Source organism: Klebsiella sp. K5-306, assembly GCF_051835185.1.
GTDB lineage: Bacteria > Pseudomonadota > Gammaproteobacteria > Enterobacterales > Enterobacteriaceae > Klebsiella > Klebsiella oxytoca.
The window spans coordinates 1-16,329 of the sequence record NZ_JAIFJY010000017.1 but is presented as its reverse complement, the minus strand read 5'-3'; the positions used below and the strand labels follow the sequence as shown (position 1 = coordinate 16,329).

The window sequence follows — 16,329 nt, the reverse complement described above, 5'->3', positions numbered from 1 at the left end:
CTCACCGTATTTGCAACACCCTATTTTATTGCGCATACGGAGCACAAAATGTCAGAGTTACGAGAGTGGCAAACGCTCGCCAACAAGGAGCTTAGCCGGCGGGGAAAAACCGTCGATGCTCTGGTAAAACAGACGGCAGAAGGGATTGCCGTTAAACCGCTGTATACCGAAGCCGATATTGATAATCTGGAAGTGACCGGCACCCTGCCCGGCCTGCCGCCTTACGTCCGCGGCCCCCGCGCCACCATGTATACCGCCCAGCCGTGGACCATCCGCCAGTACGCTGGTTTCTCAACCGCGAAAGAGTCCAACGCCTTCTATCGCCGCAACCTCGCTGCCGGGCAGAAAGGGCTTTCCGTCGCCTTCGATCTCGCGACCCATCGGGGCTATGACTCCGACAATCCTCGCGTGGCGGGCGACGTGGGGAAAGCGGGGGTAGCGATCGATACCGTCGAAGATATGAAGATTCTGTTCGATCGCATCCCGCTGGATGAAATGTCCGTGTCGATGACCATGAACGGCGCGGTGCTGCCGGTAATGGCGTTTTATATCGTCGCGGCGGAAGAGCAAGGCGTTGCGCCGGAACGGCTCACCGGCACGATCCAGAACGATATTCTGAAAGAGTATCTGTGCCGGAATACCTATATTTACCCGCCGAAGCCCTCAATGCGCATTATTGCCGACATCATCGCCTGGTGTTCGGGCAATATGCCGCGCTTTAATACCATCAGCATCAGCGGCTATCACATGGGCGAAGCCGGAGCCAACTGCGTGCAGCAGGTGGCCTTTACCCTGGCCGACGGCATCGAATACATTAAGGCCGCGCTCTCCGCCGGCCTGAAAATCGATGACTTCGCCCCGCGCCTGTCGTTCTTCTTCGGCATCGGCATGGATCTGTTTATGAACGTCGCGATGCTGCGCGCCGCTCGCTATCTGTGGAGCGAAGCGGTGAGCGGCTTCGGCGCCACCAATCCAAAATCGTTAGCCCTGCGCACCCACTGCCAGACTTCCGGCTGGAGCCTCACCGAGCAGGATCCGTTTAACAACGTGATCCGCACCACCATCGAAGCGCTCGGCGCCACGCTCGGCGGCACCCAGTCGCTGCATACTAACGCCTTTGATGAGGCGCTCGGCCTGCCCACCGACTTTTCCGCACGTATCGCGCGTAATACGCAGATCATCATTCAGGAGGAGTCGGAGATCTGCCGCACCGTGGATCCGCTGGGGGGATCGTATTACGTCGAGTCGCTGACCGATCAAATCGTTAAGCAGGCGCGAGCCATTATGCAGCAGATCGACGAAGCGGGAGGGATGGCGAAGGCGATCGAAGCCGGACTGCCGAAACGGATGATCGAAGAGGCCTCCGCCCGCGAGCAATCGCTGATCGACCAGGGCAAGCGCGTCATCGTCGGCGTCAATAAGTACAAGCTGGAAAAAGAAGATGAAACGGCAGTGCTGGAGATCGACAACGTCAAGGTACGCAACGAGCAGATCGCCTCGCTGAAAAAAATACGGGCCAGTCGGGACGATGTGACGGTAAAAGCCGCGCTGAACGCCCTCACCCACGCCGCGCAGCATAATGAAAATCTGCTGGCCGCCGCCATCAACGCCGCCCGCGTGCGCGCCACGCTGGGCGAAATCTCCGACGCACTGGAGGTGGCTTTTGACCGCTATCTGGTGCCCAGCCAGTGCGTCACCGGCGTGATTGCGCAAAGCTACCATCAGTCAGATAAAGCCGCCTGCGAGTTTGACGCCATTGTTGCGCAAACCGAAAAATTCCTCGCGGATCGCGGCCGTCGCCCGCGCATTCTGATCGCCAAAATGGGTCAGGACGGTCACGATCGCGGCGCCAAAGTGATCGCCAGCGCCTATTCCGATCTTGGCTTCGATGTTGACCTGAGCCCGATGTTTTCTACCCCGGAGGAGATCGCCCGCCTCGCCGTGGAGAACGACGTACACGTGGTTGGCGCCTCATCGCTGGCGGCAGGCCACAAAACGCTGATCCCCGAGCTGGTCGATGCGTTGAAAAAATGGGGACGGGAAGATATCTGCGTCATCGCCGGCGGCGTCATTCCGCCGCAGGATTACGCGTTTCTGCAGGCGCGCGGCGTGGCCGCTATTTATGGCCCCGGCACGCCGATGCTGGAGAGCGTACGCGACGTCCTGATGAGGATTAGCCAGCATCATGATTAACTCATCCACCCTGAGCGACGCCATTCGGCGATTACGTTTGGGCGAGCGGGCCACGCTCGCCCAGGCCATGACGCTGGTAGAGAGTCAGCATCCCCGCCACCAGGCGCTGAGCGCCCAGCTGGTCGATGCGATTATGCCCTTCACCGGCAACGCCCTGCGCCTCGGCGTCACCGGCACGCCGGGAGCCGGAAAGAGTACCTTTCTGGAAGCCGTCGGCATGCTGCTGATTCGCCATGGCCTGCGGGTCGCGGTGATAGCGGTCGATCCAAGCAGCCCAATCGGCGGCGGCAGCATTCTTGGCGACAAGACGCGCATGATCGAACTGGCGCGCTCGGACTCGGCATTTATCCGCCCGGTGCCCTCGAGCGGCCATCTGGGCGGCACCAGCCTGCGCACGCGGGAGCTGATACTGCTGTGCGAAGCAGCGGGCTATGACGTGGTCATTGTCGAAACCGTCGGCGTCGGCCAGTCGGAAACGGAGGTCTCCCGCCTGGTGGACTGCTTCATCTCACTGCAGATCGCCGGCGGCGGTGACGATCTGCAGGGCATTAAAAAAGGGATCATGGAGATGGCGGATATCGTGGTTATCAATAAAGATGATGGCGAGAACCGCGCCAGCGTGGCTATCACCCGCCATATGTATGAATCCGCCCTGCATATTCTGCGCCGCAAGCACGCCGCGTGGCAGCCGCGTGTTTTGAGCTGTAGCGCGCTGGAGCAGCGCGGTATCGAAGCCGTCTGGCTCGCTATCCTTGACTTCAAAACCACCCTCACCGACAGCGGCGATCTTGAAAAGCTGCGCCAGCGTCAGGCGCTGGAGTGGCTGCAAAAGCAGACCGAAACCGAGGCGCTGCATCTGCTGTTTGCCCGAGCGGACTTTGATCGCTACTTCCAGCAAACGCTACAGGCGGTGAAAAACAATGGCCTCTCGCCGCGCACCGGCCTGCGGCAGATTAGCGAATTCCTCCAGAATCATTACTTTGCATAAAGGGATAGTTATGTCTTATCAATATGTTAACGTCGAAATTATCCAGAAGGTTGCGGTGATTGAGTTCAACTATAGCCGCAAGCTTAACGCCTTAAGCAAGGTGTTTATCGACGACCTGATGCAGGCGTTGAGCGACCTCAACAGGCCGGAAATTCGCTGCGTCATTTTACGCGCGCCTGGCGGATCAAAAGTTTTCTCCGCCGGCCATGACATCCACGAATTACCCGGCGGACGCCGCGATCCGCTTTCGTATGACGATCCGCTGCGCCAGATTACCCGCATGATCCAAAAATATCCGAAACCGGTGATCTCCATGGTCGAAGGGAGCGTCTGGGGCGGCGCGTTTGAGATGATCATGAGCTCCGATCTGATTATCGCCGCCAGTACGTCAACGTTCTCCATGACGCCGGTGAATCTCGGCGTGCCCTACAACCTGGTCGGCATTCACAATCTGACCCGTGACGCTGGCTTTCATATCGTGAAAGAGCTGATTTTCACCGCCCTGCCGATTACCGCCCAGCGCGCACTGGCGGTCGGTATTCTCAATCACGTGGTGGACGCTGGCGAACTGGAAGATTTTACCTTACAGATGGCGCACCACATTGCCGAGAAAGCGCCGCTGGCGATAGCGGTCATTAAGGAAGAGCTGCGCGTGCTTGGCGAGGCGCACACCATGAATTCCGATGAGTTCGAACGTATTCAGGGAATGCGCCGCGCCGTCTACGACAGTGAGGATTATCGGGAAGGCATGAGCGCGTTTATGGAAAAGCGTAAACCTGAATTCGTCGGCCATTAATCATCCCGGTTAAGGAGTGCAAAATGAAACGGATGAGCGCCGATGAAGCGGCGGAGATTATCCAGCACGACCAGATGGTGGCGTTCAGCGGCTTCACTCCCGCCGGTTCGCCCAAAGCGCTGCCCGCGGCTATCGCTCGCCGCGCCGGTGAGTTACATCGGGCGCAGAAGCCTTTCCAGATCCGCCTGCTGACCGGCGCGTCAATTAGCGCCGCCGCCGATGATGCATTATCGGCAGCCGATGCCGTCTCGTGGCGCGCGCCGTATCAGACCGCGTCGGGCCTGCGGCAAAAAATCAATCAGGGGAAAGTGAAGTTTGTCGATCTGCACCTGAGCGAAGTGGCGCAAATGGTTAACTACGGCTTCTTTGGTGAGATTGATGTCGCGGTGATCGAAGCCTCGGCTATCGCGCCGGACGGGCGGGTCTGGCTCACCAGCGGTATCGGCAACGCGCCCACCTGGCTGCTACGGGCGAAGAAAGTGATCATCGAACTCAATCATTATCACAGCCCTCGGGTTGCCGAGCTGGCCGATATCGTGCTCCCCGGCGCCCCGCCGCGGCGCAACAGCATCGCCATCTTTCATGCGATGGATCGCGTGGGTAGCCGGTACGTGCAAATCGATCCGAAAAAAATTGTCGCGGTCGTGGAGACCGAACTGCCCGACGCCGGAAACCTGCTCGATAAAAATAATCCGGTTTGTCAGAAAATTGCCGATAACGTGGTCACCTTTCTGCTGGAAGAGATGGCTCACGGGCGCATCCCGCCTGAATTTTTGCCGCTGCAAAGCGGCGTGGGTAATATCAATAACGCGGTCATGGCGCGGCTGGGTGAGAATCCGGATATTCCCTCTTTTATGATGTACTCCGAGGTCTTACAGGAGTCGGTAGTCCATCTACTGGAAACAGGGAAAGTCACCGGCGTCAGCGCCTCCAGCCTGACAATATCCGCCGATTCGTTGCGCAAGATTTACGCCAATATGGATTTCTTCGCCAGCCGCATTGTCCTGCGCCCGCAGGAGATCTCCAATCATCCGGAAATTATCCGCCGTCTGGGGGTTATCGCCCTCAACGTGGGGCTGGAGTTTGACATCTACGGACACGCCAATTCCACGCACGTAGCCGGGGTGAATCTGATGAACGGCATCGGCGGTAGCGGCGATTTTGAACGCAACGCCTGGCTCTCTATCTTTATGGCGCCGTCCATCGCCAAAGACGGGAAGATCTCCACTATCGTGCCGATGTGCAGCCATGTCGATCACAGCGAGCACAGCGTGAAGGCGATCGTTACCGAGCAGGGTATCGCCGATCTGCGCGGGCTGTCGCCGCTGCAGCGCGCCCGCGCTATCATTGATAACTGCGCGCATCCGCTCTACCGGGACTATTTACATCGCTATCTACAGAGCGCTCCCGGCGGGCATATTCACCACGACCTCACCCACGCCTTCGACCTGCATCGTAATCTGCTTGAGCACGGTTCAATGCTCGGTTAGCCCTCCGTACCGTCGCGATCTTCAGTTATGTGCTGAAGCATCGTGGCGGTATAGCGATGGTTTTTCAGCGAATAGAGATACTCCTGCATATACATGGCGCTACCGGGCGCGTCGAAGTACTTCAGCTTCGCCGGATTTACCAGACGCCAGGCGAAGTAAGGAATAACCGTTAAAAACTGCCCCCGCTCTACGGCGCTAATTTTCGCCATAAAGCTATAGGGGCGATAGATAACCGTCGGGTTGATTCCGCAGGGGCGCATATAGGCGTCCAGCATCGCCTCAAAATTGGCCCGATTCTGGAAACGCATCTGCAGCCAGGGCAGTTCACGTAACAGATCCTGCGACGGCTTATCTTCATAACGGCGGGAAACAAGAAACCCCAGACGCAGCGGCGCCAGCTCGCTGATGGTCAGATTTTCCAGCTCCTGCACGCGGGGCGAAACATGCTGCGGCGAAATAATAAAATCCAGCTGACGGTCGAAAAGATTATCAATCACGCCATTCTCGCTGAACTCCACGGCTTGGGTGGTCACGCCATCGTATTTATCGCCCAGGCTGATGAGCTGGTCGAAAATTATCGTCGGATAGGTGTTGTCGATGCCGATAACAACGTTGCGCGAGCGGCGCGCGGAATAGTGTATTTCGTTATCGATGGCCGATAAGCGCTGGTAAATAGGAAACAGCTTCTGATAGAGCTCCTGCCCCGCTTTATTGAGACTGATGCTGTTATCTTTGCGGGTAAATAACGTATAGCCGATCTGATCCTCAAGCGCAGCAATGCTTTTGCCAAAGGGCGATGCGGTCATATGGATTTTTTCCGCCGCTCTGGCGATGTTATTGGTCTGCGCCAACAGAATGAAATTGCGCATCTTTTTAGAAATAAAGATATCCATGCTCACCTCACAGGAAAACAGGGATCTATCCTTACCTCATTCAGGGAAAAGACTTGTGCTGCGCTCTCATTTTTACAGATAGTCACAGAAAAAGCCCGGCGCGAAGGCCGGGCGGGAGGATTACTGCGCTGCTTTTGGCTCTTCAGCCGGTTTCGCTGGCGACGCAGGCTGGGTCGGCTGCAGCTCAAACACCACGTCCACCTGGTCATCAAACTGAATGGTCGCCTGCTCGTAGCTTTCCTGAGCAGATACCGGCGCCGCATCGGCTTTCATCATCCGCACCATCGGGCTCGGCTGGTAGTTGGAGACATGATAGCGAACGCTATAAACCGGCCCCAGTTTGCCGTGGAATCCGCTAGCCAGCTCCTGAGCCTGATGAATCGCATCGTCAATCGCCGCTTTTCGCGCCTTATCTTTGTAAGCGTCCGGCTGCGCCACGCCCAGTGAGACCGAACGGATCTCGTTCAGACCGGCTTTTAATGCCCCATCTAACAACCCGTTGAGCTTATCCAGCTGGCGCAGCGTGACTTCAACGCTACGCACCGCGCGATAGCCCTTAAGAATGCTTTTGCCGTTCTGATAATCATAATCAGGCTGGGTACGCAGGTTGGCAGAGTTAATGTCTTTCTTCGCAATGCCGCTCTTCTCCAGGAAGGAGAGATACTGGGCCACGCGTTCATCTGCCTGTTTTTTAGCGGATGCCGCATCTTTCGCGGAGACGTTAACTTCAATCGCCAGCGTGGCGATATCAGGAACCGCAGCGACGCTGGCGGTACCTGAAGTAACAATATGTGGGCCGTTTGGCAATTCATTGGCCTGAACTGCCATTGCGCTAAATCCGAGTGCCGCCGCCAGGGCCATGACTTTTAACTTCACTGTCGTTTCTCCATCTTACATTGGTCGTCTATACGCAGACGCATGCCTGCAAGCTTAGCGCTTACGCGGAGAAAGTCCATCGGACAAGGCTTAGTTAAGCAGCGCCTGCACATGAGCGAAGCCGTCTTTCGCCAGCTCCAGCGCGATGATCCACATGACCAGACCGACCAGCACGTTGATAATTCGCTGCGCTTTTGCCGTGCGCAGGCGCGGGGCCAGCCAGGCGGCCAGCAGTGCCAGACCAAAGAACCATAAGAATGAGGCGCTGATGGTGCCCAGGGCAAACCAGCGCTTTGGCTCCATCTCCAGCTGTCCGCCGAGGCTTCCGAGCACCACAAACGTATCCAGATAAACGTGAGGATTCAGCCAGGTCACCGCCAGCATGGTGACGATGATTTTCCAGCGCCCCTGCTTCATCACCTCCGCGCTGGCCAGCTCCAGATTGCTACTAAAGGCCGTTTTCAGCGCGCCAAAACCGTACCACAATAAAAAAGCGACGCCGCCCCAGGTCACCAGCGCCAGCAGCCACGGGGACTGCATCAGCAGCGCGCTGCCGCCAAAAATTCCGGCGCAGATAAGCAGCAGATCGCTGATGGCGCATAGCAAAGCAATCATCAGATGGTACTGACGACGAATACCTTGATTCATCACAAAAGCGTTTTGCGGACCGAGCGGCAAAATCATAGCCGCTCCCAGGGCAAGGCCCTGAAAGTAATACGATAACATCGAGAGGAATTTCCACTGAAAGAGTCAATGCCGGGGAATATAGCGTGCGGAAATCATTAGAGGAAATTGAAAATTTTAATCGCTAATAAGGACGACTAATACTGGGTACAAAAAAGGCCGGATATACCGGCCTGTATTAAAAGGGAAATTATTCTGCTTTTTCCTGCGGACGAATGACATGAACGTCCATCTGCGGATAAGGGAAGCTGATGCCGTTGGCGTCAAAATCGCGCTTAATACGCTCCAGGACGTCCCAGTACACGCTTTGCAGATCGCTGCTCTTACTCCATACGCGCACCACGTAGTTCACAGATGAAGCGCCCAGTTCATTCATGCGAACGGTCATTTCACGATCTTTGAGAATACGTTCATCCGATTCGATGATGTTGGTGAGCAGCTGCTTCACCTGGTCGATATCCGCATCGTAGGCCACGCCGATAATAAACTCGTTGCGACGTACCGGCTCGCGAGAGAAGTTGATGATATTCCCGGCAATGATTTTACCGTTCGGTACCACCACAATTTTGCCATCTGCGCTGCGCAGGGTCGTGGAGAAAATCTGCACGTTCAGCACGGTACCCGCGATACCGCCAAGGTCAACGTATTCACCAGCGCGGAATGGGCGGAAAACGACCAGCAGGACCCCAGCAGCAAGGTTAGACAGCGACCCCTGCAGCGCCAGACCGACGGCTAAGCCCGCGGCGCCAAGTACCGCGATAACCGAAGCGGTTTGCACACCCACGCGGCCGAGGGCGGCGATCAGCGTGAAAGCAATGACGGCGTAGCGTACCAGCGCAGAAAGAAAATCGGCAACGGTGGCGTCAATATGTCGAGCCCGCATCAGGCGATTGACGGTGTTGGAAACAATCCGCGCCACGATCAGACCAACAATAATAATCGCGATGGCCGCGACAATGTTGACGGCATAGCTCAGCAGTAATGCCTGATTGCGCACCAGCCATGAACCGGCGTTATTTATGCTATCGACAACGTTCAAATCTTCCATTCAACTTTCCTTATGGATACCCGGACGGGAAATAAAATAACCAAACCTGATAATTGCAAACAGGTTAAGGGTAAACAAAAAGAGTCCGTTTTGCCAAATTGATCACATTTATTTAGCAACATTTCATGTCGTTGAGATAATAAAAAAGCCCGCATTTCTGCGGGCTTCCGGGTAAGAAACGAAACTTTCTTACAGAACGTCGATCGCGTTCAGCTCTTTAAATGCCTGCTCCAGACGAGTCACCATGGACGTCTGTGCAGCGCGCAGCCATACGCGCGGATCGTAGTATTTCTTGTTCGGCTGGTCTTCGCCTTTCGGGTTGCCCAGCTGACCCTGCAGGTAAGCTTCGTTAGCTTTGTAGTACTGCAGGATACCGTCCCAGGTTGCCCATTGGGTATCGGTATCGATGTTCATTTTGATCACGCCGTAGCTTACGGAGTCTTTGATTTCCTGAGCGGAAGAACCGGAACCGCCGTGGAAGACGAAGTTCAGGCTGTTGTGCGGCAGGTTATGTTTCTTAGAAACGTATTCCTGAGAGTCGCGCAGGATAGTCGGGGTCAGCACCACGTTGCCCGGCTTGTAAACGCCGTGTACGTTACCGAAGGAAGCGGCGATGGTGAAACGCGGGCTGATTTTGCTCAGCTCAGTGTAGGCGTAATCAACGTCTTCCGGCTGGGTATACAGAGCGGAAGCGTCCATGTGGCTGTTGTCCACGCCGTCTTCTTCGCCGCCGGTGCAGCCCAGTTCGATTTCCAGAGTCATGTCCATTTTGGCCATACGCGCCAGGTACTTAGAACAGATCTCGATGTTTTCGTGCAGGGACTCTTCAGACAGGTCAATCATGTGAGAAGAGAACAGCGGTTTACCGGTCGCGGCGAAGTGTTTTTCACCCGCGTCCAGCAGACCGTCGATCCACGGCAGCAGTTTCTTAGCGCAGTGGTCAGTGTGCAGGATAACCGGAACACCGTAGTGTTCAGCCATCTGATGAACGTGATGCGCGCCAGAGATAGCGCCCAGGATGGCTGCGCCCTGAGGAACGTCAGTTTTCACGCCTTTGCCCGCGATGAACGCTGCGCCGCCGTTAGAGAACTGAACGATAACCGGAGAACGAACTTTTGCAGCTGCTTCCAGAACGGCGTTGATGGAATCAGTACCCACGCAGTTTACCGCTGGCAGAGCAAAGTTGTTTTCTTTAGCTACCTGGAACACTTTCTGAACGTCGTCGCCAGTGATGACGCCCGGTTTTACGAAATCAAAAATTTTAGACATGTTACGTAGTCCTGTATCTGTATCTTCGACCGTTGAAGAAGGTTCGCGAGCTTTTACGCGCGCTGAAAAACAGGCGGGTCTCCCCGCCTGAACTGAATTACTGCTTAGCGCGCTCTTCGAGCATGGCTACTGCCGGCAGAACTTTACCTTCCACGAATTCGAGGAATGCGCCGCCGCCGGTGGAGATGTAGGAGATTTTGTCAGCAATGCCGAACAGGTCGATTGCTGCCAGGGTGTCGCCGCCGCCTGCGATGGAGAACGCTTCGCTATCTGCGATGGCGTTAGCCACGATTTCAGTCCCTTTGCGGAAGTTCGGGAATTCGAACACGCCGACCGGGCCATTCCACAGGATGGTTTTGGCGTTTTTCAGGATTTCAGCCAGTTTCTCTGCGGAAGCATCGCCCAGGTCCAGAATCTGCTCGTCATCTTTAATGTCGTTAACAGATTTCAGGGTAGCGGTTGCGGTTTCAGAGAACTCGGTCGCTACGCGAACGTCAGTCGGAACCGGGATATCGCAGGTCGTCAGGAGGCGTTTAGCTTCGTCAACCAGATCGGCTTCGTACAGGGATTTACCCACGTTGTGGCCCTGAGCGGCAACGAAGGTGTTGGCGATGCCGCCGCCGACGATCAGCTGGTCAGCGATTTTAGACAGGGAGTCCAGAACGGTCAGTTTAGTGGAAACTTTAGAACCACCGACGATAGCCACCATCGGACGAGCCGGTTCTTTCAGCGCTTTACCCAGGGCGTCCAGCTCAGCGGCCAGCAGCGGACCTGCACAAGCGACGTCAGCGAATTTGCCGATACCGTGAGTAGAAGCCTGCGCGCGGTGAGCAGTACCGAACGCATCCATAACGAAGACATCGCACAGCGCAGCGTATTTTTTCGACAGCGCTTCGTCATCTTTTTTCTCGCCTTTGTTAAAGCGAACGTTTTCCAGAACCACCAGCTCGCCGGCAGCGACTTCAACGCCGTCCAGGTAATCTTTAACCAGACGTACCGGGTTAGACAGTTTGTCTTTCAGGTAGTTAACAACCGGCAGCAGAGAGAATTCTTCGTTGTACTCGCCTTCGGTAGGACGACCCAGGTGGGAAGTGACCATCACTTTCGCACCCTGTTTCAGGGCCAGTTCGATGGTCGGCAGAGAAGCACGGATACGCGCATCGCTGGTTACTTTCCCTTCTTTAACCGGTACGTTCAGATCCGCACGGATAAAAACGCGTTTACCAGCCAGATCCAGATCGGTCATCTTAATTACAGACATGGTGAATCCTCTCGTTGATTCTTGATAAAGTTTTGCAGGCGCCTGAGCGCCTTACCTGAAACCTTGTGCGGCCATCGCTAACGTGGTGTCGAGCATCCGGTTAGCAAAGCCCCATTCGTTATCGCACCAGACCAGCGTTTTGATCAAATGCGCGCCACTTACCCGCGTTTGCGTGCCATCGACGATGGCGCTATGCGGATCGTGGTTGAAATCTATCGAGACTAACGGCAATTCCGTATAGTCAACTATACCATGAAATGCACCCTGTGCTGCTTTTTGCAGCAACTGGTTGACTTCACTCGCTTTTACCGGTTTTTTCACCGTGACGCTAAGGTCGATCGCCGTCACATTAATCGTCGGTACACGGACCGCGATAGCTTCAAAGCGATCGTTAAACTGAGGGAAAATACGCGTGATCCCCGCAGCAAGCTTAGTATCAACCGGGATGATCGACTGACTGGCCGCTCGCGTCCGGCGCAAATCCGGATGGTAAGCATCGATAACCTGCTGATCGTGCATCGCGGAGTGAATCGTGGTTACCGTTCCTGACTCTATGCCGTAGGCATCATCTAACAGCTTAATGACCGGAATAATGCAGTTGGTGGTGCAGGAGGCGTTGGAGACGATACGGTGCTCAGCGCGCAGCTCATCATGGTTGACGCCAAACACGATCGTCGCGTCGAGATCGTTGCCGCCAGGATGTGAAAAGAGCACTTTCTTCGCGCCGGCCCGCAGATGGGCTTCGCCATGCTCGCGGCTGCCATAAGCGCCGGTGCAGTCAAGCACCACATCAACCGCCAGTTCCCGCCAGGGCAACGCCTCAAGGGAAGATTCATGCAGCAGACGGATGGCGTCATCGCCGACAAACAGCTGCTCTCTCTCCTGGCGCACATCCCAGGCAAAGCGTCCATGGCTGGTGTCATATTTCAATAAATGCGCGATGCCGGCAGCATCCGCCAGTTCATTGATTGCCACCACGGTGATTTCCGCACGACGTCCGGATTCATACAAAGCACGAACCACGTTACGCCCGATGCGACCGAAGCCATTAATCGCAATGCGTATGGTCATAGGTCTCCTGCAAGGCTATCCATGATATGAGGTGGCTGACAGAGTAATGCAGCGACGCTCTAAGGGGAACCTTACCTGTCGCAAACTGCGACTGATTGATTAATTGTCGAACATTTAGACGACTGAAACGCTTCAGCTAGAATAAGCCAAACGAGGAATAAAAGGAATGATTGTCCAGCTGGAGAAACCATTTATCTGACTTACATCACACTTTTACCCCTTCTGGGGCGGCATTTATTCCATATTCCAGAATTACGAATAAGCGTAGCAAGATCTTTTCGTTGTCGTGCCGCAATTACTGATTTATATCAGAAACCATACTGAACAGCGGCGATATTATTGCCGCTACGTCCGAGTCTCGGAGTCCCTCGAAAAAGATGACCATTCCCCACTTGCAGCCCTCTGCGGCACGTTACTATGCGCTTCGCTTACTTCCGGGCGAGGAGGTTTTTTCACGCCTGCGCGCCTTCCTGCAACTGCACCATATTCAGGCAGCCTGGATCGCCGGCTGTACCGGTAGCTTAAGCAATGCGGCACTACGTTTTGCCGGCCAGGATGAGACCACCTTACTGAACGGAACCTACGAGGTTATCTCGCTGAATGGCACGCTGGAATTGAAAGGAGAACATCTTCATTTAGCGATATCCGATCCGCAAGGCGCGATGCTCGGCGGCCATATGATGCCCGGCTGTACCGTCCGCACCACCCTTGAGCTGGTGATAGGCGAACTGACCTCCCTGGCATTTAGCCGTCAGCCTTGCGCGCTTTCCGGCTATGACGAACTGGTCATCTCATCCCGATAACTTTTCCCTTAAAGAGGTTTCTATGGCTCGTCGCCAATTTACCAGCCAGTCCCTGGTGCTGATTGCGATCGCCGTCGCCATCAACATGATCGGCGGACAGCTCATCAGTATGTTAAAACTTCCCATTTTTCTCGATTCAATCGGCACCTTAATCAGCGCGGTTCTACTCGGACCGGTCATTGGCATGTTGACCGGTTTACTGACCAATCTTCTGTGGGGTCTGCTGACCGATCCGATTGCCGCCGCCTTCGCGCCAGTGGCTATGGTGATTGGCCTGGTTGCCGGATGGCTGGCGAGAGCGGGATGGTTCCGCACTTTACCTAAGGTGATCGTTAGCGGGGTTGTCATTACCCTCGCCGTGACCGTGGTTGCCGTGCCGCTGCGGACGGCGCTGTTTGGCGGCGTGACGGGAAGCGGTGCGGATCTGTTCGTCGCCTGGATGCATTCGGTAGGTCAGAATCTGCTGGAGTCGGTGGCGATTACCGTCTTAGGCGCCAATCTGGTGGATAAAATTCTTACCGCGATTATCGTCTGGACCCTGTTGCGCCAGCTGCCGCTGCGTACGTTGCGCCATTTTCCTGCTATGTCCGCCGTACGCTAAATGCACCCTTTTACCTCCTTAACGCTCTGGGCGCTGGCGGCAGTGACCACGCTGCTGCTACCGACGGATACGGTGCTGCCGGTGTATAGCGCCGCGGCTTTTCTCAGTTTAGTGCTGCTAAAAGCAACGCGACGGCGGGCAAAATATGTCGCCTGGCTACTACTCTCGCTGGGCATTGGCCTGTGGCTGGTCCACGGCGGCTGGTTTACCCAGTGGCTGAGCGGCCAGCCCCGCGACCCGCAGCGCTGGGCGAACGCCATCACGCTGTGGCTGAGAATTCTGGCGATTGTTTCCACGTCACAGCTCTGGATGGAGTACGTACCGGTACAGCGCTTTATTCGCGCCCTGTTTGCCTCACGCCTGCCGCCGGGCGTCGCTTATCTGTTCGCTGGCCCGCTGCTGGTTGTCGAACAGCTAAAGCGCCAGTTGACGATTATCCACGAAGCCCAACGCGCCCGCGGCGTACCGCTGGACGAGAATGGATATCAGCGGCTGCGCGCAATGCCTGCGCTCATTATCCCTCTGACCCATAACGCGCTTAACGATCTGGCGATACGCGGGGCGGCGCTGGATATGCGGGCATTTCGTTTACATCGTCGGCGCACTACGCTTTGGGCGCCGAAAGACAGCACCTTACAACGTCTGGCGCGTTACGGCATGCTGCTGGCGATGGTCGCTGAAGCGGGAGCCTGGCTATGGTTACGTTAGAACAGTTCCGTTATCACCCGACCCGGGCAACGGGTCCTTCATCATGCTTTGATTTCCATTATTCGCAGCCCGGCATGGTGGCGATTTTTGGCGATAACGGCAGCGGGAAAAGCACTCTGGCGCAGATCATGGCGGGCTGGTATCCGGATTTTCTGCCCGGCGATATCGAAGGTCATGGCACTCTGCTTGGCATCCCTATTGGACAGCAATCGCTGGTCGAACGGGCGCAGACCATCCAGCTGGTCCAGCAATCCCCCTATCTCCAGCTTTCCGGTTGTACCTTCAGCGTCGAAGAAGAGGTCGCTTTTGGCCCTGAAAATCTTTGCCTTCACGAAGACGAGATTATGCGTCGTGTTGACGCGGCGCTCTCGCTGATGGAGTGCCAGGAGTTACGTCACCGCCATCCGTCCACGCTCTCCGGTGGAGAAACCCAGCGCGTGGCGATCGCCTGCGCGCTGGCTATGCAGCCAACGCTACTGATCCTTGATGAAGCCTTTAGCCGCCTGACGGCGCAAGCTACCGCCATGCTTCTGACACGTCTGCGGGACTGGGCGCTGGAGCAGCATTCACTGATCATCCTTTTTGAACGCACCCCTTCGCCTTTTCTTGCCTGGTGTCAGCAGGGATGGCGACTACATGATGGAGCGCTTTCCCCGCTATGTTGACGTTGAATCAGGTAACCTGGCGCTGGCCCGGCGCGGCGGATGATTGTTTGCAAAACATCTCCCTGACGCTCGGCCAGGGCGAATGGCTGGCGCTTACCGGCGATAACGGCGCGGGAAAATCCACCCTGCTGCGGGTAATGGCCGGGCTGCTGTCGGCAACGTCCGGTAGCGTCAATCTGTTGAATAAGCCGATGGCGCAGTATAAAAATCGTCAGCGCGCCAAAATTATCGGCGTCCTGTTTCAGGAGGCCGAAAACCAGCTCTTCCACAGCAAAGTCTCTGAAGAGGTCGCCTATGGGCTGCGGTTACAGAAATTACCGGCAGTGGAAGTTGCGCAACGCACCGCGGCGGCGCTGCGTTTATGCAGTCTGGAGAGCGTAGCTGATGCGCATCCGCTGGATTTGCATACCGCCCAGCGCCGTATGGTCGCCGTCGCCTGTCTGGAAGCCATGGCGCCAGAGATCCTGCTGCTCGACGAACCCAGCCGCGATTTTGATCGGCACTGGCTGGCAATATTTGAAGCGTGGCTGACGGTTTGCCGCAAAAGAGGAACCAGCGTAGTGGCTATTAGCCATGACGCGGCTTTTACACAGCGGCACTTTTCCCGCCAGGTGCGCCTGGAAAAAGGCAGACTGCTGCGAGTGGTTTAAAAAAAACGGGCCGCCTGAGCGACCCGTTTTATCAGGCTGTGAGAATAATCACACCTGCGCTTCCGCTCTGGCAACCGCGTTTTTCACGGTGATACCAGATGCTTTTCCCGCTGGCGGTGCCGCGCACCGGTCCGGACTACCCGACCGCGCTGGCCCCGTAGCCCGGGCAAGGCGCGGCTTTACCGCGCCGCCCCCCGGGAAGGGGGAAGGACTACAGCAGCGCTTTCGCTTTCGCGACAACGTTGTCCACGGTGAAGCCAAACTCTTCAAACAGCTGCTCCGCCGGCGCTGACTCACCGAAGGTGGTCATGCCAACGATCGCGCCGTTCAGGC

General features: G+C 56.1%; 17 protein-coding genes. 9 read left to right on the top strand and 8 right to left on the bottom strand.

Annotated elements, in window-relative coordinates; translation table 11 throughout:
- Positions 1-48: 48 nt before the first annotated feature.
- The 4 genes from scpA to K2184_RS22440 are packed head-to-tail and all read left to right on the top strand — an operon-like array spanning position 49 to position 5,467.
- Positions 49-2,193, top strand: coding sequence for a methylmalonyl-CoA mutase (scpA, locus tag K2184_RS22455; protein ID WP_163525429.1), 2,145 nt, complete (start codon positions 49-51; stop codon positions 2,191-2,193).
- The gene (meaB, locus tag K2184_RS22450; protein ID WP_004115304.1) at positions 2,186-3,181 is read left to right on the top strand and encodes a methylmalonyl Co-A mutase-associated GTPase MeaB; all 996 of its coding nucleotides are present in this window, start codon (positions 2,186-2,188) and stop codon (positions 3,179-3,181) included. The genes scpA and meaB overlap by 8 nt, the downstream gene beginning before the upstream one ends.
- A gap of 10 nt (positions 3,182-3,191) precedes the next feature.
- Entirely contained in the window at positions 3,192-3,977 is a 786-nt protein-coding gene (gene scpB / locus K2184_RS22445) for a methylmalonyl-CoA decarboxylase (protein WP_004105613.1), read from the top strand.
- Positions 3,978-4,000: 23 nt separating this feature from the next.
- Positions 4,001-5,467: an acetyl-CoA hydrolase/transferase family protein gene (locus tag K2184_RS22440; protein WP_126468290.1), complete on the top strand. Its 1,467-nt coding sequence runs from the start codon at positions 4,001-4,003 to the stop codon at positions 5,465-5,467.
- Here the strand turns inward: K2184_RS22440 and srsR are convergent.
- The 7 genes from srsR to epd all read right to left on the bottom strand — a co-directional run bounded on the left by srsR (position 5,464) and on the right by epd (position 12,569).
- Positions 5,464-6,360, bottom strand: coding sequence for a LysR family transcriptional regulator SrsR (srsR, locus tag K2184_RS22435; RefSeq protein ID WP_024274707.1), 897 nt, complete (start codon positions 6,358-6,360; stop codon positions 5,464-5,466). The two genes, K2184_RS22440 and srsR, sit on opposite strands and share 4 nt — an antisense overlap.
- A 120-nt stretch (positions 6,361-6,480) precedes the next feature.
- Complete coding sequence (locus K2184_RS22430) at positions 6,481-7,236, bottom strand: oxidative stress defense protein (RefSeq protein WP_004105619.1); 756 nt, start codon at positions 7,234-7,236, stop codon at positions 6,481-6,483.
- A 90-nt stretch (positions 7,237-7,326) separates the two neighbouring features.
- Positions 7,327-7,962 (bottom strand): arginine exporter ArgO, encoded by a 636-nt coding sequence (gene argO, locus K2184_RS22425; protein WP_016809856.1) that lies wholly within the window; start codon positions 7,960-7,962, stop codon positions 7,327-7,329.
- A 148-nt stretch (positions 7,963-8,110) separates the two neighbouring features.
- Positions 8,111-8,968, bottom strand: coding sequence for a small-conductance mechanosensitive channel MscS (locus K2184_RS22420; RefSeq protein ID WP_163525428.1), 858 nt, complete (start codon positions 8,966-8,968; stop codon positions 8,111-8,113).
- Positions 8,969-9,157: 189 nt separating this feature from the next.
- A complete protein-coding gene (gene fbaA / locus K2184_RS22415; RefSeq protein WP_004105626.1) occupies positions 9,158-10,237 on the bottom strand; it encodes a class II fructose-bisphosphate aldolase in 1,080 nt (359 codons plus the stop codon).
- Between the two features lie 97 nt (positions 10,238-10,334).
- Positions 10,335-11,498: a phosphoglycerate kinase gene (pgk, locus tag K2184_RS22410; RefSeq protein ID WP_004105627.1), complete on the bottom strand. Its 1,164-nt coding sequence runs from the start codon at positions 11,496-11,498 to the stop codon at positions 10,335-10,337.
- A 51-nt stretch (positions 11,499-11,549) separates the two neighbouring features.
- A complete protein-coding gene (epd, locus tag K2184_RS22405) occupies positions 11,550-12,569 on the bottom strand; it encodes an erythrose-4-phosphate dehydrogenase (RefSeq protein WP_016809857.1) in 1,020 nt (339 codons plus the stop codon).
- Between the two features lie 377 nt (positions 12,570-12,946).
- Between epd and K2184_RS22400 the strand changes: the two genes are divergently transcribed.
- The 5 genes from K2184_RS22400 to K2184_RS22380 are packed head-to-tail and all read left to right on the top strand — an operon-like array spanning position 12,947 to position 15,996.
- Positions 12,947-13,372 (top strand): PPC domain-containing DNA-binding protein, encoded by a 426-nt coding sequence (locus K2184_RS22400; RefSeq protein ID WP_004105632.1) that lies wholly within the window; start codon positions 12,947-12,949, stop codon positions 13,370-13,372.
- A 22-nt stretch (positions 13,373-13,394) separates the two neighbouring features.
- Positions 13,395-13,973, top strand: coding sequence for an ECF transporter S component (locus tag K2184_RS22395; RefSeq protein ID WP_004115317.1), 579 nt, complete (start codon positions 13,395-13,397; stop codon positions 13,971-13,973).
- Complete coding sequence (locus tag K2184_RS22390; RefSeq protein ID WP_016809860.1) at positions 13,974-14,681, top strand: energy-coupling factor transporter transmembrane component T; 708 nt, start codon at positions 13,974-13,976, stop codon at positions 14,679-14,681.
- Positions 14,669-15,346: an ABC transporter ATP-binding protein gene (locus K2184_RS22385; RefSeq protein WP_004115322.1), complete on the top strand. Its 678-nt coding sequence runs from the start codon at positions 14,669-14,671 to the stop codon at positions 15,344-15,346. The genes K2184_RS22390 and K2184_RS22385 overlap by 13 nt, the downstream gene beginning before the upstream one ends.
- Positions 15,340-15,996, top strand: a complete 657-nt coding sequence (locus tag K2184_RS22380; protein ID WP_047720690.1) for an ABC transporter ATP-binding protein — start codon at positions 15,340-15,342, stop codon at positions 15,994-15,996. The genes K2184_RS22385 and K2184_RS22380 overlap by 7 nt, the downstream gene beginning before the upstream one ends.
- Before the next feature lie 211 nt (positions 15,997-16,207).
- On the opposite strand, the gene K2184_RS22375 is transcribed toward K2184_RS22380, so the two are convergent.
- Positions 16,208-16,329 (bottom strand): transketolase-like TK C-terminal-containing protein (locus K2184_RS22375; protein WP_074177884.1); only part of this gene is annotated, 122 nt, incomplete at its 5' end.

Bases quoted from the DNA above. Each gene is read 5' to 3' on its own strand.
- scpA (WP_163525429.1), top strand. From the start codon at position 49: ATGTCAGAGTTACGAGAGTGGCAAACGCTCGCCAACAAGGAGCTTAGC.
- K2184_RS22395 (WP_004115317.1), top strand. From the start codon at position 13,395: ATGGCTCGTCGCCAATTTACCAGCCAGTCCCTGGTGCTGATTGCGATC.
- K2184_RS22440 (WP_126468290.1), top strand. From the start codon at position 4,001: ATGAAACGGATGAGCGCCGATGAAGCGGCGGAGATTATCCAGCACGAC.
- K2184_RS22385 (WP_004115322.1), top strand. From the start codon at position 14,669: ATGGTTACGTTAGAACAGTTCCGTTATCACCCGACCCGGGCAACGGGT.
- pgk (WP_004105627.1), bottom strand. From the start codon at position 11,498: ATGTCTGTAATTAAGATGACCGATCTGGATCTGGCTGGTAAACGCGTT.
- K2184_RS22420 (WP_163525428.1), bottom strand. From the start codon at position 8,968: ATGGAAGATTTGAACGTTGTCGATAGCATAAATAACGCCGGTTCATGG.
- epd (WP_016809857.1), bottom strand. From the start codon at position 12,569: ATGACCATACGCATTGCGATTAATGGCTTCGGTCGCATCGGGCGTAAC.
- K2184_RS22380 (WP_047720690.1), top strand. From the start codon at position 15,340: ATGTTGACGTTGAATCAGGTAACCTGGCGCTGGCCCGGCGCGGCGGAT.
- meaB (WP_004115304.1), top strand. From the start codon at position 2,186: ATGATTAACTCATCCACCCTGAGCGACGCCATTCGGCGATTACGTTTG.
- K2184_RS22400 (WP_004105632.1), top strand. From the start codon at position 12,947: ATGACCATTCCCCACTTGCAGCCCTCTGCGGCACGTTACTATGCGCTT.
- K2184_RS22390 (WP_016809860.1), top strand. From the start codon at position 13,974: ATGCACCCTTTTACCTCCTTAACGCTCTGGGCGCTGGCGGCAGTGACC.
- argO (WP_016809856.1), bottom strand. From the start codon at position 7,962: ATGTTATCGTATTACTTTCAGGGCCTTGCCCTGGGAGCGGCTATGATT.
- scpB (WP_004105613.1), top strand. From the start codon at position 3,192: ATGTCTTATCAATATGTTAACGTCGAAATTATCCAGAAGGTTGCGGTG.
- fbaA (WP_004105626.1), bottom strand. From the start codon at position 10,237: ATGTCTAAAATTTTTGATTTCGTAAAACCGGGCGTCATCACTGGCGAC.
- srsR (WP_024274707.1), bottom strand. From the start codon at position 6,360: ATGGATATCTTTATTTCTAAAAAGATGCGCAATTTCATTCTGTTGGCG.